The 13,856-nt window shown below is 55.4% G+C and carries 19 protein-coding genes and 1 pseudogene; 9 read left to right on the top strand and 11 right to left on the bottom strand.

Annotated features, from left to right (window positions below):
• Positions 1-13 precede the first annotated feature (13 nt).
• Positions 14-367, bottom strand: coding sequence for a DNA-directed RNA polymerase subunit omega (gene rpoZ / locus OS189_RS10460; protein WP_267167257.1), 354 nt, complete (start codon positions 365-367; stop codon positions 14-16).
• Positions 368-438: 71 nt separating this feature from the next.
• Positions 439-1,029, bottom strand: a complete 591-nt coding sequence (folK, locus tag OS189_RS10455; protein ID WP_267167256.1) for a 2-amino-4-hydroxy-6-hydroxymethyldihydropteridine diphosphokinase — start codon at positions 1,027-1,029, stop codon at positions 439-441.
• A 124-nt stretch (positions 1,030-1,153) separates the two neighbouring features.
• On the opposite strand from folK, the gene OS189_RS10450 reads away from it, so the two are divergent.
• Both OS189_RS10450 and ispH read left to right on the top strand, forming a co-directional pair.
• Positions 1,154-1,705: a LabA-like NYN domain-containing protein gene (locus OS189_RS10450; RefSeq protein WP_267167255.1), complete on the top strand. Its 552-nt coding sequence runs from the start codon at positions 1,154-1,156 to the stop codon at positions 1,703-1,705.
• Between the two features lie 74 nt (positions 1,706-1,779).
• Positions 1,780-2,730: a 4-hydroxy-3-methylbut-2-enyl diphosphate reductase gene (gene ispH, locus OS189_RS10445; RefSeq protein WP_267167254.1), complete on the top strand. Its 951-nt coding sequence runs from the start codon at positions 1,780-1,782 to the stop codon at positions 2,728-2,730.
• Between the two features lie 324 nt (positions 2,731-3,054).
• Here ispH and OS189_RS10440 read toward each other — a convergent pair whose 3' ends face one another.
• Both OS189_RS10440 and OS189_RS10435 read right to left on the bottom strand, forming a co-directional pair.
• A complete protein-coding gene (locus OS189_RS10440) occupies positions 3,055-3,519 on the bottom strand; it encodes a DsrE family protein (RefSeq protein ID WP_267167253.1) in 465 nt (154 codons plus the stop codon).
• A gap of 118 nt (positions 3,520-3,637) precedes the next feature.
• Positions 3,638-4,861, bottom strand: a complete 1,224-nt coding sequence (locus tag OS189_RS10435) for a PhnD/SsuA/transferrin family substrate-binding protein (protein ID WP_267167252.1) — start codon at positions 4,859-4,861, stop codon at positions 3,638-3,640.
• Between the two features lie 281 nt (positions 4,862-5,142).
• Here OS189_RS10435 and OS189_RS10430 point away from each other — a divergent pair.
• From OS189_RS10430 to OS189_RS10410, 5 genes and pseudogenes are all read left to right on the top strand, one after another.
• Positions 5,143-5,752, top strand: a pseudogene (locus OS189_RS10430) (LysE family translocator).
• Between the two features lie 10 nt (positions 5,753-5,762).
• Positions 5,763-6,209 carry a DUF3429 domain-containing protein gene (locus OS189_RS10425; RefSeq protein ID WP_267167251.1) on the top strand — a complete coding sequence of 149 codons (447 nt, stop codon included), beginning with the start codon at positions 5,763-5,765 and terminating at the stop codon, positions 6,207-6,209.
• A complete protein-coding gene (locus tag OS189_RS10420) occupies positions 6,206-6,799 on the top strand; it encodes a class I SAM-dependent DNA methyltransferase (RefSeq protein ID WP_267167250.1) in 594 nt (197 codons plus the stop codon). The genes OS189_RS10425 and OS189_RS10420 overlap by 4 nt, the downstream gene beginning before the upstream one ends.
• On the top strand, positions 6,792-7,247 hold the full coding sequence (gene rnhA / locus OS189_RS10415; protein WP_267167249.1) for a ribonuclease HI: 456 nt from the start codon (positions 6,792-6,794) through the stop codon (positions 7,245-7,247). The genes OS189_RS10420 and rnhA overlap by 8 nt, the downstream gene beginning before the upstream one ends.
• The gene (locus OS189_RS10410) at positions 7,244-7,867 is read left to right on the top strand and encodes a trimeric intracellular cation channel family protein (RefSeq protein WP_267167248.1); all 624 of its coding nucleotides are present in this window, start codon (positions 7,244-7,246) and stop codon (positions 7,865-7,867) included. The genes rnhA and OS189_RS10410 overlap by 4 nt, the downstream gene beginning before the upstream one ends.
• Before the next feature lie 72 nt (positions 7,868-7,939).
• Here OS189_RS10410 and OS189_RS10405 read toward each other — a convergent pair whose 3' ends face one another.
• The 5 genes from OS189_RS10405 to def (OS189_RS10385) are packed head-to-tail and all read right to left on the bottom strand — an operon-like array spanning position 7,940 to position 10,600.
• Entirely contained in the window at positions 7,940-8,176 is a 237-nt protein-coding gene (locus tag OS189_RS10405; RefSeq protein WP_267167247.1) for a hypothetical protein, read from the bottom strand.
• Between the two features lie 3 nt (positions 8,177-8,179).
• Positions 8,180-9,094: a methionyl-tRNA formyltransferase gene (fmt, locus tag OS189_RS10400; protein WP_267167246.1), complete on the bottom strand. Its 915-nt coding sequence runs from the start codon at positions 9,092-9,094 to the stop codon at positions 8,180-8,182.
• A gap of 2 nt (positions 9,095-9,096) precedes the next feature.
• Complete coding sequence (def, locus tag OS189_RS10395) at positions 9,097-9,594, bottom strand: peptide deformylase (protein WP_267167245.1); 498 nt, start codon at positions 9,592-9,594, stop codon at positions 9,097-9,099.
• A complete protein-coding gene (gene def / locus OS189_RS10390; protein WP_267167244.1) occupies positions 9,591-10,085 on the bottom strand; it encodes a peptide deformylase in 495 nt (164 codons plus the stop codon). The genes def (OS189_RS10395) and def (OS189_RS10390) overlap by 4 nt, the downstream gene beginning before the upstream one ends.
• Complete coding sequence (gene def / locus OS189_RS10385; protein WP_267167243.1) at positions 10,082-10,600, bottom strand: peptide deformylase; 519 nt, start codon at positions 10,598-10,600, stop codon at positions 10,082-10,084. Before def (OS189_RS10385) ends, def (OS189_RS10390) begins: the two co-directional genes overlap by 4 nt.
• Before the next feature lie 113 nt (positions 10,601-10,713).
• Here def (OS189_RS10385) and OS189_RS10380 point away from each other — a divergent pair, with 113 nt between their 5' ends.
• Complete coding sequence (locus OS189_RS10380) at positions 10,714-11,883, top strand: MalY/PatB family protein (protein ID WP_267167242.1); 1,170 nt, start codon at positions 10,714-10,716, stop codon at positions 11,881-11,883.
• A gap of 63 nt (positions 11,884-11,946) precedes the next feature.
• Here OS189_RS10380 and OS189_RS10375 read toward each other — a convergent pair whose 3' ends face one another.
• Positions 11,947-12,255: a hypothetical protein gene (locus OS189_RS10375; RefSeq protein ID WP_267167241.1), complete on the bottom strand. Its 309-nt coding sequence runs from the start codon at positions 12,253-12,255 to the stop codon at positions 11,947-11,949.
• A 173-nt stretch (positions 12,256-12,428) separates the two neighbouring features.
• On the opposite strand from OS189_RS10375, the gene OS189_RS10370 reads away from it, so the two are divergent.
• Positions 12,429-13,403 carry a glutathione S-transferase family protein gene (locus OS189_RS10370; RefSeq protein ID WP_267167240.1) on the top strand — a complete coding sequence of 325 codons (975 nt, stop codon included), beginning with the start codon at positions 12,429-12,431 and terminating at the stop codon, positions 13,401-13,403.
• On the opposite strand, the gene OS189_RS10365 is transcribed toward OS189_RS10370, so the two are convergent.
• Positions 13,400-13,795, bottom strand: a complete 396-nt coding sequence (locus OS189_RS10365) for a response regulator (RefSeq protein WP_267167239.1) — start codon at positions 13,793-13,795, stop codon at positions 13,400-13,402. The two genes, OS189_RS10370 and OS189_RS10365, sit on opposite strands and share 4 nt — an antisense overlap.
• Positions 13,796-13,856: the final 61 nt, after the last annotated feature.

Raw genomic sequence — 13,856 nt, 5'->3', positions numbered from 1 at the left:
TTCCTGCCCAGTGTTACCCCTGCCCTTGCGCCGCCATCAGTTGCCGCAAAAGCATTTCTTCGGACATGCTGTCTTCTTCCGGCTTGTCCTGCTCGGCGCCCATAAGAATCGCCATCGCGTCTTCTTCGGGTTCGTCCACTTCGATCTGGTGCTGGTTGCTTTCGATCAGACGCTCCCGCAGATCATCCGCATTCTGCGTTTCGTCCGCAATCTCACGCAGGGAAACAACGGGGTTCTTGTCATTGTCACGGTCAACAGTAACAGGTGATCCCGCAGAGATTTCGCGTGCGCGATGCGCCGCAAGCATGACCAGTTCAAACCGGTTCGGGACTTTATCAACACAATCTTCGACGGTTACGCGGGCCATTGGACGCTCCAAGTAAATTTTCAGCTAGAAAGAGCTACGTATGCGTGTTCTGCGCAATTTACAAGCAGGTATTATTGTGCCACGATCTCTGCGCGCTGCTGTGCAGGCAACGCGTCATGCATCTGCTGAACGGTCATTCCGGTGACCGGATGCTGCCATTGCGGCGCAACATCCAGCAGCGGAACCAGCACAAATGCCCGCTCTGCCAGACGCGGATGCGGCAGGATCAATTGAGTTGGCGCCGTGGTTTTTTGAACCTCCAGCGGCAATTGTCGCCAGTATTGATGGGTTTGTGCGTCCGGCAACACCTGTGCATCCACCGCTATCAAATCCAGATCAACTGTGCGCGCGCCCCAGCGGACTGCGCGCGCGCGCCCCATTTCAGCTTCGACCGCGTGCAGATGTGCGAGCACCTCATCGGCATCGAACGCAGTTTCCGCCATCACAGCAGCGTTCACAAAATCCGGACCGGCCCCCGCAGGAAAGGCAGGCGTTGTGAAATTGCGGCTCCGTTTGCGAATCACAAATCCACGCGCCTCAAGCTTTGCGAGCGCTCTATCCAGCACGATTGACGGGACGTCATCCTCAAAATCGAGATTTGATCCCAACGCGATCAGGCATGTATAGAAGGCGATGGGCGGAACTACGCTTTTTTTCCCCATGACCAGACCTTGTGACATTTGCCAATATACCTAAATAGAGGGTTGAAACGGTCTGGACCATCAGAACCGGAATTTGAATGTAAATTTCTTACGCTGCAAGCAGCGGGTATTTCAAGGAAACAAGATGTTTTATAAGGACGAGCGCCTAGCGCTGTTTATCGACGGATCGAATTTATACGCAGCCGCAAAGACTCTGGGCTTTGATATTGATTACAAACTTCTCCGGTCCGAGTTTATGCGCCGAGGCAAGCTGCTGCGCGCGTTTTATTATACCGCGCTTCTGGAGAACGATGAATACTCTCCCATTCGCCCCTTGGTAGACTGGCTTAACTACAACGGCTTTTCCATGGTGACCAAACCCGCCAAGGAATACACCGACAGCATGGGCCGCCGTAAGGTGAAGGGGAACATGGACATCGAACTGGCCGTGGATGCGATGGAACTAGCACCACGGGTAGATCACATTGTCATCTTCTCTGGTGACGGTGATTTCCGCCCCTTGGTGGAATCGCTCCAGCGGCAAGGCGTGCGCGTGTCTGTCGTCTCCACAATTCGCAGCCAGCCGCCGATGATTTCCGACGATCTGCGCAGGCAGGCCGACAATTTCATCGAACTGGACGATCTGCGCGATGTGATCGGCCGCCCGGCACGTGAACCCGCGACAGCACACGATTAAGCCCGCTGAGGCAAAAGGGGACTGGACCAGACTGCAATGCAAACGTACCTCTGTACACAGACACGGAGACATTGATGAGCAAGCCCCCCCTCACCCTATATCTTGCGGCGCCCCGCGGCTTTTGCGCAGGCGTAGACCGCGCGATCAAGATCGTTGAAATGGCGATCACCAAATGGGGTGCGCCCGTGTATGTCCGCCATGAAATCGTCCACAACAAGTTCGTTGTGGACGGATTGCGTGAAAAAGGGGCCGTGTTCGTAGAAGAACTTTCGGAGTGCCCCGACGACCGGCCAGTCATCTTCTCGGCGCACGGGGTTCCGAAATCTGTGCCCAGCGCGGCACAAGCCCGCAACATGGTCTATGTTGATGCCACCTGCCCTCTTGTCAGCAAGGTTCACATCGAGGCCCAGCGCCACGCCGATGCAGGCCTGCAAATGATCATGATCGGCCACGAAGGCCACCCCGAAACTGTCGGCACAATGGGGCAACTCCCCGAGGGGGAGGTATTGCTGGTCGAAACCCCTGACGATGTGGCTCACGTCGAGGTGCGCGACCCCGCCAAGCTGGCCTATGTGACACAAACCACACTTAGCATCGACGACACCGCCGATATTGTCACAGCCTTGAAGGCGCGGTTCCCCGACATTGTCGGCCCCCATAAGGAAGATATCTGCTACGCCACCACAAACCGCCAAGAAGCGGTCAAGGCCATGGCCCCGAAATGCGACGCCATGCTTGTGGTCGGCGCGCCCAACTCGTCGAACTCGAAACGTCTGGTGGAGGTCGGCTCCCGCGCAGGTTGCGCCTATGCGCAACTGGTACAACGCGCCGACGATATCGACTGGCGCGCGCTGGAGGGCATCACAAGCATCGGCATTACCGCAGGCGCATCCGCCCCCGAAGTTCTGATCAACGAGGTCATCGACGCCTTCAGAGCCCGTTACGACGTGAAAGAAGAACTTATCGAAACGGCAGTCGAGAGCGTCGAATTCAAAGTACCGCGGGTGTTGCGCGAGGCGGGCTGAAACTCTGCTCCGGCGGACAAAGTTGGGCGTCTAATGACCACTCAAATCCCAAAGCGTTGAATCCTGCGAAATTGATAAAGGTCTGCTTACGGCTCCTACGAAAACCAACGCTGTCATCGCGGCCGGGCCCGTTCGCAATGCGTGTACCTTCACCCCTGAATTTCAAAGCAATTAATCAGCAGGACCATTCCAGTCCTTCAGCGAAGAATTTCTCAAGCGACGGCCACATGAACCGCCGAACCGATTGCGGAGCGTGCGGTGCACCGGCAAGATCAGATCGCCTGCCGGTACGGATTTAGAAGACTGACGTATGGATTGTGCGCGTCAGGGTTTGATGTAGGTGTAACCCTGCATTTGCAGGTGTGAAAGTTCCGCTACACCGCTGGGCACAATGTCCTCCTCAAAAACGTCGAAAAGGTCATTTTCATAAGAAATCTTACGGCCCTTCAATGTGTTGTTGCAGACGTGAAAGTCCGCGTTCTGCCCTTTAAGTTCCAGAACCTGACCTTGGAGAAGTTCGTTTGTTTTTGCTTGCGACAGAAGCCCCAGACCATTTCCGTGCAAAACAATTTTGATATCCATGTTGTCGGCACCAACAGCATTGATATGGTTTTGGATATTGCGCATCGCGCCACGGTATTTTTTGTCATCTGGACCGCCATCATAGTTAATATGATAGACGACCTTCTGCTTTCCATAGCGTTCTTCGGCCTGCGCATCCGTCGCTTGCGCAAAAAATGCGATCACAACAAGTGCAGCTGTCAGGCACAAGGATAATAGATATTTCATTTGGCTCTCCCTAATGCCCGTTCCTTTTTGAACGGGTATAAGAAGTCTGACAGGGAAAGTGATCCCGCACACCTCAGCAGAACCCTAAGATTCCAGTAAAACAGTACTAGGGTTTACCCTAGGTTGCCAACGCAACTAGCTGGCTTGAAGTGCGTGCACCAAACTTGCGCAACAGATTTGCGCGATGAAATTCGACGGTCTTTGGGCTTATCCCAAGATCAATTGCAATTTCTTTTGTCGAATATCCTTTTGCAATAAACGCCAGTATTTCCTGCTCACGCTGGGTCAGATTGGCGGCTTCATCCGCCATACCGTCGTCCACTTTATCCAACTCTTTTGCTCCATGATTGGCGCGCCACCACCAAAGCAAAGCACCTGCTGATAACAAAACCAGCAACCCAACCCACACCGCTTTCGCAAACAAGGTGGACTGTCGCAAACTGGTCTGTTCCAAGCGCGCTTGGAAGGTTTCAGTCAAATCCTGCACACCGTGATACGGAAGGGGCGCAGACCACAAGTCAATCATTCCGTACTTGGCAGCAAGCGGGCTATTTCCGCTTTGCAGCAGTCCGACGGCGACATGGGTTTTGAGGTTCGAGTCAGTCGCGGCCAAAGCCGCAAATGGCCACTCTGGATAGAGAATTGTGCTGACCGTGTCCGGATGATCATAGATCCCGTTGGTGTTCAGAAATCTTATTTCATCTTTATCAATACGCCCTTCGTACAACATGTCTTCCATCAAGCCGCTTCGGACGATGCCAACGTCTGTTTCCTTTGCCAAAACTTGAGCAACGACCTGATCCATTGGAAAACCAACAAATGTCAGGCTGGATGTGTCGGAAAACAGATCTATCCCGCTACGATCAAACTCGTACCAAGCGGCTTGAAACCCCCCAAAAGCATTTGCACCGATTGCTGTAACGGACCTACCCGCGACATCGCTCAATGATTGGATGCCGCTGTCTCTGCGGGTAATGATAGCACTGCCGAATTCGGTGGAGTGCCGCCCGTCAGATTTTTCCTGTGATCGCGACGCAAGCACACTCAAGCGGTGTTCTCGGTTGAGCGTCACAAAGTGGCCAGGGTTTGTCACGACAAAATCCAGCTGGCCTGACTTGATCTGCTCCGTCGCCGAAGAAAGCGTCATAGGAACAATCTGAAAGGACCATCCGGGAATTACGGCCATCAAATATTCACTGAGAGGCATCCATTTCTGCTTTAGTTCGGCTGAACCACGATATGCCAAAACACCTATCGTCGCCTCGTTTGTGATTGTCTCTGCCCTGCCGATACCCGATGTAATGCAGCAGGCGCATAAACCAAACGTCAAAAAAATTCGCATTCTATCCTCCCCTTTTAGGCTACTTCGGGACGAGCGGTTTGCGCAAGAAACTACGCGCAACTGTCCTGTCTGCTCGCAAGAACGCATTAACATACGCCAGAAAGTTCACCGCATTGACTGGCAACAGCAGCCATTGGCTCAGTTGCAGAAAAGACTCACTTCGTTTCGTATAGCAGCCGTTGAGCTTGGCGACACAATCTCCGTCTCTCCAACCATTCCACCCTTCACAACTGACATCACTCTGGCGTAGCCTCAAGCATTCCAAATCAAAGGTCCGTCCGATGATCTCACTCCAGTTTTTGCTCACTGCCCTTGTCGTCGTCATCGTCCCCGGCACTGGCGTGATCTACACTCTTGCGCTCGGCCTTGGTCAGGGGCGCAGCGCCGCACTTTGGGCAGCATTCGGATGTACCTTCGGAATTCTCCCGCACCTCGCGGCTGCAACACTTGGGCTGTCGGCAGTACTGCACACCTCGGCACTGCTGTTTACTGCCGTTAAATGGGCTGGCGTTGCCTACCTGCTCTACCTCGCATGGCAAGCCCTGAAAGACGGCGGCGCGCTGAGTGTAAATGCGACAGCCAGCCGTGAAAGTGGCTGGCAGATTGCGCGGCGCGCTTATCAATATCCTCAATCCCAAGCTTTCGATCTTCTTCCTCGCCCTTCTGCCGCCTTTCCTGTCCGGCAACCCCGCCACAGCAACAATCGAAATGGCGCTGCTGGGGGTCGTTTTCATGGCCATGACATTCGCCGTTTTTGTAGTTTACGGCATGTTCGCCGCAAACGCGCGGCGCTGGCTGCTGGGGTCAGAGCGGATGATGACATGGCTCAGCCGCGCGTTTGCGGCGATATTTGTGGCCCTCGCAGGGCGGCTGGCTTTTGAACGTGCGTAAGGATTGAACAATGTTCCAGATTCCCCGCGCCCCACTCGCCCTCGGCTTGGCCGGCTTGCTACCGTTTCTCGTCGGTGCATTTTTCTCAACGCTTCCGGATTCAGGTGGTGACTCCCCGCTTGTCACCGCCGGAGACGGTATCAAGATGCTGGTCCTTTACGGCACGGTCATTCTATCCTTCATGTCCGGCGTTCTTTGGGGTTTCGCAACCAAAGCCAACGGGGCAAAAGCAACAACCGGCTATGTTCTTTCGGTGCTGCCCGCCCTGTGGGCCTTCCTCGCCAGAGGCACCACGGACTCCGGCACACTTCTTTTTCTGGCGATCGGATTCGCGGGCCTGCTGATGCTAGATTATTTCTTCCATCGCGAAGCCCTGACACCCTCTTGGTGGATGCGGTTACGCATCCTGCTTACCACCATTGTTGTGGCTTGTCTGGCTGTCGGAGCATTGGCGTGAGTGATGAGCAGACGATAAAAGTTTATAACGCGCAGGCAGACGCCTACGACACCATGATGCGCGACTACGCTGCCAACGATCCGCTGATCCACGAATTTATCGCCACCTGCCCTGCCAACGGCTTTGTCCTTGATCTCGGCTGTGGCCCTGGGGGTTATGCCGTTCTGATGGCGCAGGCGGGTCTGAAAATTGATGCGCTGGATGCGTCGGCGGAAATAATCTCGCGCATCCCCGACCTCGCGGACATCTATCCGCGCAAAGGCCGCTTTGACGACATCACCGGCGAAAACATCTATGACGGGATCTGGGCCAGCTTTAGCTTGCTCCACGCCCCGCGCAAGGATATGCCGCGCCATCTGGCAGCCTTACGACGCGCACTGAAACCCGACGGCAACCTGTTTATCGGAATGAAAATGGGCGTTGGCAACGAACGAGACGATCTGGGCCGTTATTATGAATACTATTCCAAGCCCGAACTGGAGACACTTTTGAAAAACGCTTGTTTCACCCCTACCCAGCACTGGACCGGACAGGCAAAAGGGCTGGATGAAACCTACCACGGCTGGATTGTGGTCTGCGCTAATGCCTGAACTTTTTGCATACACAGACGGGGCCTGTTCGGGCAATCCTGGTCCGGGCGGCTGGGGTGCCTTGATGCAGGCAATGGACGGTGGCAAAGTTGTCAAAGAGCGTGAACTTAAAGGCGGTGAAGCCAACACGACCAACAACCGCATGGAACTACTCGCCGCCATACACGCACTTGAAGCGCTTGAGCGGGACACCGAAATCACTGTGGTAACCGACAGCAACTATGTCAAAAACGGCATCACCGGCTGGATTTTCGGCTGGAAGAAGAACGGCTGGAAAAATGCCGCGAAGAAACCTGTGAAAAATGCGGAACTCTGGCAACGTCTTGATGCGGCAAACGCCCGCCACCGCGTCACGTGGAAATGGGTCAAAGGCCACGCAGGTCATCCGGAAAACGAGCGCGCAGACGCATTGGCCCGTGCCGGCATGGCTCCGTACAAGTCCAAATGAACCTTGTAGATTACCTTGATTATGCTTCCGTAATTGTATTTGCAATCACCGGCGCACTGGTGGCCAGCCGCGCTCAGCTTGATCTGGTCGGATTTGTCTTTATCGGCTGCCTCACTGCTGTGGGCGGCGGCACCATCCGCGATCTTCTGCTGCACCAAGACCCTATCTTCTGGGTCGAAGACCCCACCTATCTGGCCGCCGCAACCACAGCGGCGCTGCTCACCTTTTTCACAGCCCACCTTCTGGAAAGTCGCCAGCGCACCATCGTCTGGCTCGACAGTTTCGCACTTGCCGTCGCCATGGCTGCTGGCGCGGGCGTTGCTATCGATCTCGATCAGGGGCCGACAATCATCGTTCTGATGGGTATGGTTACGGGCTGTATGGGCGGCTTGATGCGTGATGTTGTTGTTGGCGATGTCCCCGTTGTGCTGAAAAAGGGCGAACTTTACGTGACCGCCGCTTTCGCAGGCGCCACAACAGCAGTCTTGCTGAAAATCTATCTACCGGACCTGTCGTATGGCCTTCTGGCCGGCGCTGCCGTCACATGGACCCTCAGAGCGGGCTCGATCCACTTCGGGTGGAACTTGCCGGTCTACAAAAGCACCCCCCCCAAATCCTGAGACTGCACTTTCTTTTGGCCATAAATATCCCGGGGGAGATGGCCGCAGGCCATCGGGGGCTGGCCCCCTTCATCATTTGCGCCAATGAAACGGCACAATAACCAGCGCTCCTATAGATGAGGCAATCGCATTCACTCCGGGCGAGGCAAACCCGAACCCGAACATCAGCCTCACAAAGTAGAATACAAAAGCACCGCCAACACAGATAATAATGCTCTGCAAAATTCCGTTGTGTGTAAATCCGGTCTTTTCCGCGAGATAGCCAACAATCCCCGCAATCACGACTGTACCGATCATGGTAGGAAACATAGCTTATCCTTTGTTCAAATCTGTACCAGCACGAATTTGCGCACCGCGCTGGAACACTTCGGCATCCTGCGCGCCTTTTCCCGCCTTTTGCAAGCGGGTCAGCGCGACTGCGTCTTCACCACAAGCAACATGCAAAGCGTCATCAAGAACCACGCCCGCCGTGCCCGATCCCTCAACCACTCGGGATCCAAGCACTTTTATCCGATCCCCTTCAAACTTAAACCATGCGCCGGGAAAGGGTGACAAGCCACGGATCAAGCGGTCCACTTCAACCGCAGGTTTGCTCCAGTCGATACGTCCTTCCGATTTGTCGATTTTGGCCGCATAGGTGACACCTTCTTCGGGCTGCACCTCAGGAACAAGCGTGTCGAGCTTCTTAAGCGCTTGCACAATCAGACGCGCGCCCAGATCGCCCAGCCGGTCATGCAATTGCGCGGTTGTTTCCTCGGCGCCGATGTCCAGCGCTTCCCGCAACAATACCGGGCCGGTATCAAGCCCGGCTTCCATCTGCATAATGCAGACACCGGTCTGTGCGTCACCCGCCATTATCGCGCGATGGATAGGCGCTGCACCGCGCCAGCGCGGCAACAGGCTGGCATGGATATTCAGACACCCGCGCACAGGCGCATCCAAAATCGCTTGCGGCAGGATCAATCCATACGCCACCACCACAGCCACATCCGCATTCAACGCCGCAAATGCGCTCTGCTCCTGCGGTGACTTCAAAGACGTCGGTGTTCTCACCTGCAGCCCCAGCGCCTCGGCACGCGCGTGCACAGGGCTTGGCCGGTCTTTTTTGCCCCGCCCCGCCGGACGCGGGGGCTGGGAATAGACCGCAACAATCTCGTGGCCAGCGTTGTGCAGGGCATCCAGCACCGTTACTGAAAAATCGGGAGTGCCCATAAAAACAATACGCATGACTAAACCTTCATCTTGCGCGCGCGGCGCAGCAGCATGTCACGTTTGACCTTGCTGAGGCGGTCAAAATACATCTTTCCTGCAAGGTGGTCGATCTGGTGCTGCACACTGGTTGCGTCCAACCCGACGAAATCCCGCTCGATCACCGCGCCACTTTCGTCCAAATAACGCACCCGCACACCACGCGGACGCGATACCTTAGCCGATACACCTGACAAACAGGGCGACGCTTCCTCATGCACATTCATAATGGCAGAGGCGTCAACGACTTCGGGGTTCGCCAACCTGATCCGCTTGTTACGCGCCTCCGAAGTATCGACAACCGCCAGCCGAAGCATCACGCCAATCTGCGGCGCGCCAAGCCCAACGCCGGGCATGGCGTCCATCGTGTCAATCATGTCCTGCCAGATCGCGCGGACATTATCGGTGATCTGGCGGACGTCTTGGGCTGCTGTGCGCAGGCGTTTGTCTGGCCATGCCAATATCGGGCGAACGGTCATGCTGCATACTCCGCTTCCAGCGCTGCGCGGGTTTCGGGATCAAGGTGGTCAAAAGTAACCACGCCGTCCAGATGATCCAGTTCATGCTGCACGCAGGCAGCTGAAAATCCGATAAAACTCTGCACGTAGCGCCCGCCGTTCAGCCCTGTCCAGACCATTTGCACCTGTGCGGGGCGCGAGATGTCGGCACTGACACCGGGAATACTCAGACATCCCTCGGCGTTGGTCACACGCTCTTCGCTGACTTCCTGCAGCATCGGATTGATACAGACCAGTGGATCGGGCTTGCCCTCTTTCCATCCGGTATCCATCACGAACATCCGCACCGTCGCGCCCACTTGCGGCGCTGCTAATCCACGTCCGGGGGCAGCATACATCGTTTCCAGCATATCCGCCGCCAGCGTTTCAATCTGTGGTGTTATCGCGTCAACCGGCGCGCAAATTTCCATCAGACGCGGATCGGGCCACTGCACGATGTCCAGCACACTCATCCGCGGGCCAGCTCGCGTTTGAACTTCACCATCTTGCGGGTGATCATCTGCCGCTTGAGCGGTTTGAGGTAGTCGATGAAAAGCTTGCCATCAAGGTGGTCGATCTCGTGCTGCACACAAGTGGCCCAAAGACCGTCCATGCCTTCGCGCTGCTCGTTACCGTCGCGATCAATCCACGTTACCTCCACCTCGGCAGGGCGGGTCACATCAGCGAACTGTTCGGGAATGCTCAGGCAGCCCTCTTCATAGGTATTCAGCTCTTCTGACGCGGCAACGATCTGCGGGTTGAACATGATCAGCGGGCGCGGCTTTTCACCTTCTTCCTTGACACAATCCAGCACAACAAGGCGGGACAGTACGCCAACCTGCGGCGCAGCCAGCCCCACACCGGGGGCATCATACATCGTGGCCAGCATATCATCCGCCAGCGCGCGCAAATCATCGGTCAGATCGGCAACGGCTGCACAGTTTTTTTTCAGGCGCGGGTCGGGGTGATATAAAATGGGGCGTTTCATGCAAGGTCATGTAGGCCATGCCCCCCGCCCCCGCAAGCAGCGCGTGCAGATTGTTGGGCTTGCACATACGCCACACGTCGCTAACCTTCCGCGAAATCTACAGGAGAAACTATATGAGCTTTGACACCCCGATCGAACGGCGCGGCACCCATTGCGTGAAATGGGACAGCATGGAGAGCATTTACGGCGTGCCCGCAGATACCGGCATATCAATGTGGGTGGCGGACATGGATTTCCAGACCGCGCCCGTTGTGCAGGACGCCGTCGAAGCAATGGCGCGGCACGGCGTATACGGGTATTTCGGGGACGACAGCAAGTACCGCGCGGCAATCCAGTGGTGGATGAAGACCCGCCACAACTGGGATCTGGACCCCGCGCATATCTTCACCACTCACGGTCTGGTTAACGGCACTGCCATGTGTGTCGATGCCTTTACCAAAGCGGGCGACGGGGTGGTGCTGTTCACCCCAGTTTATCACGCATTTGCAAGGGTGATCACCGCTGCTGACCGCCGCGTGGTCGAATGTGAAATGGTGCGTGAAAACGGTCGTTACCGGATGGATTTCGAAGCTTATGATGCGCAGATGACCGGCAACGAAAAAATGGTCATCCTCTGCTCGCCCCATAATCCGGGTGGCACGGTCTGGACCCGCGAAGAGCTGCAGGAGGTAGCCGATTTTGCCAAGCGGCACGATCTGGTGCTTGTGTCAGATGAAATTCATCATGATCTGGTCATGCCCGGTCATAGACACATCGCGATGAGCTTGATCGATGACATCGACGACCGCCTTGTAATGATGACCGCCACCACGAAAACCTTTAACATCGCAGGCAGCCATTCGGGCAATGTCATCATCTCCGATCCGGTTTTGCGCGAAAAGTTCGCCACACGTATGGCTGCACTTGGCCTGTCGCCCAACAGTTTTGGGTTGTTCATGGCCTCAGCGGCCTATTCCCCCGAAGGCGCGGCGTGGGTGGATGACCTGATTAAATATCTCGATGGCAACCGCCGTCTGTTTGACGATGCCGTCAATGCCATACCGGGCCTGCAGTCCATGCCGCTTGAGGCGACCTATCTGGCGTGGGTGGATTTTGAGGGAACAGGTATGACCCGTGAGGAATTTACCAAGCGCGTCGAAAAAGGCGCAGGCATCGCCGCCAACCATGGCCCAACCTTCGGAAAGGGTGGTGAAAGCTATCTGCGGTTCAACATCGCCACGCCGCGCGCGCGGGTAAAGGAAGCCTGTGATCGTCTGGCCGAAGCTTTCAAAGACCTGCAATAAAGACTATCGGGGGGCCCGCCTTAGGGTGCCCCGTTTCATCAATCGCCCCTGCCTCGCGACCTTCTACAAGTCGGACTCAGCAGAGTAGTCGACGCTGATCGCGCGCTTCACAGTGAATACCTGTTCATCATCCACAATTTCGTGACCTGTTATCAGGCACTGGTGCAAATGATCTGCCCCGTCATAAAGATCAACCACGCCACTAAGTACAGGCGTATCCTCAACCGCAGTTGCAAACCCTGTCGCCCAGTTCCGATGCACGGGATAATACACTCCCCCCGCATCCACACACAGCTTTCTCGCGCGCGAAGGGTGGCTGGTCGCGGGGCGGCTGTTACCCGCTGCAAAACCTTTCGGCAAAAATACGTCCATGATTCCTCTCCCGCTACACACTCAAGTTTGTGTCAAAAATTTTTTCTGGCAACACAATTTTGAAACTTTATTTGTCGTTGTGCATTTTCGCACCCCTCCTGCGCGACGGTATGCAATCGAATTCTATGCATTTCAGGTTACATATCCGTTAACCGACATCAAAGGAGACGCCCATGGGACTGTTGATCGAAGGCGAATGGCATGACAGCTGGTATGACACCAAGAAAAGCGGCGGCGCGTTTAAGCGCCAAGAGGCAAATTTCCGCAACTGGGTGACAGCAGACGGCAGCGCCGGCCCCAGCGGTGAAGGCGGGTTTGAAGCAGAAGCAGACCGCTATCACCTGTATGTCAGCTATGCCTGCCCGTGGGCACACCGCGCCCTTATATTTCGCGCACTGAAAGGGCTTGAAGCGCTGATCAGTGTATCGGTGGTACACCCCGACATGCTCGGCCAAGGGTGGACGTTTGACACCGATTTTGCCGGAGCAACGGGTGACAAGCTGTTCGATCTTCCCTTTGCGCGCGATATATATACCCGCGCCGTGCCTGATTTTACCGGTCGCGTGACGGTTCCCATTCTGTGGGACAAAAAGCGTAACACCATCGTTTCAAACGAATCTTCCGAAATCATTCGCATGATGAACAGCGCATTTGACGCGCTGACAGGCAATACAGATGATTACTGGCCAGAGGCGCTGCGCCCCGAAATAGAAGAGATTAACGCGCGGGTTTATGACACGGTGAACAATGGCGTATACAAAGCAGGCTTTGCGACCACACAATCCGCTTATGACGCCGCCGTTCATCCGCTGTTTGACTCTCTGGACTGGATCGAAAATATCCTGTCCAACAACCGCTATCTGACAGGTGACACAATTACCGAAGCCGACTGGCGCCTGTTCACCACGCTGGTGCGTTTTGATTGTGTTTACCACCAGCATTTCAAATGCAACCGCAGCCGGATTGTAGATTTTCCGAACCTGTGGGCCTACACCCGCGAGCTATTTCAATGGGATGGTGTGGCAGACACGGTGCATTTCGACCATATCGTGCGCCATTATCATTACAGTCATGATACGATTAATCCCAACCGGATCATTCCGATTAATCCGGTTATTGCCTGGCATCAGCCTCACGGACGCGGCTAGCCTACGCGCCGCTCAGCCCCGTAATGTGCTGCCATCGCCGCCAGATCTTCTGGCGGCGTATTCGTTGGCACAAACGCACGCGCGTTGGCGGAATGGGCAAAAATGGACCCGTCAGAGAAAAAGCTGGTGTTGGTCACAAAAATCACCCGCGCATCTGGATGGCGGTAATTTGCATAATCCGAAATCGCCAGTGCCGCTCCGTCAGTGATTACCAGATCCAGGATAATTATGTCAGTGTCGTTTTGTGACAGATGGTCAATCGCGGCATCCTGATTTGTCACATAAACCGCGCTCATCCCCTGACGTATCAGGTGCCTTTGCCACAGCTTGGCCAGCTCGGGCTTGCTTTCCACGATTAACACCCGTGTATTTTGTGCTTCGTTGTCGGTCATGTGTTCAGTATCCTCGGCCAACGGTAGGGGCTATATTCATTAGGAAAGCAATGAAAAAAGA

It is taken from the genome of Sulfitobacter sp. F26169L, from assembly GCF_026410285.1.
GTDB lineage: Bacteria > Pseudomonadota > Alphaproteobacteria > Rhodobacterales > Rhodobacteraceae > Sulfitobacter.
The sequence above is the reverse complement of the archived record's forward strand: the minus strand, read 5'-3'. Positions and strand labels throughout refer to the sequence as shown.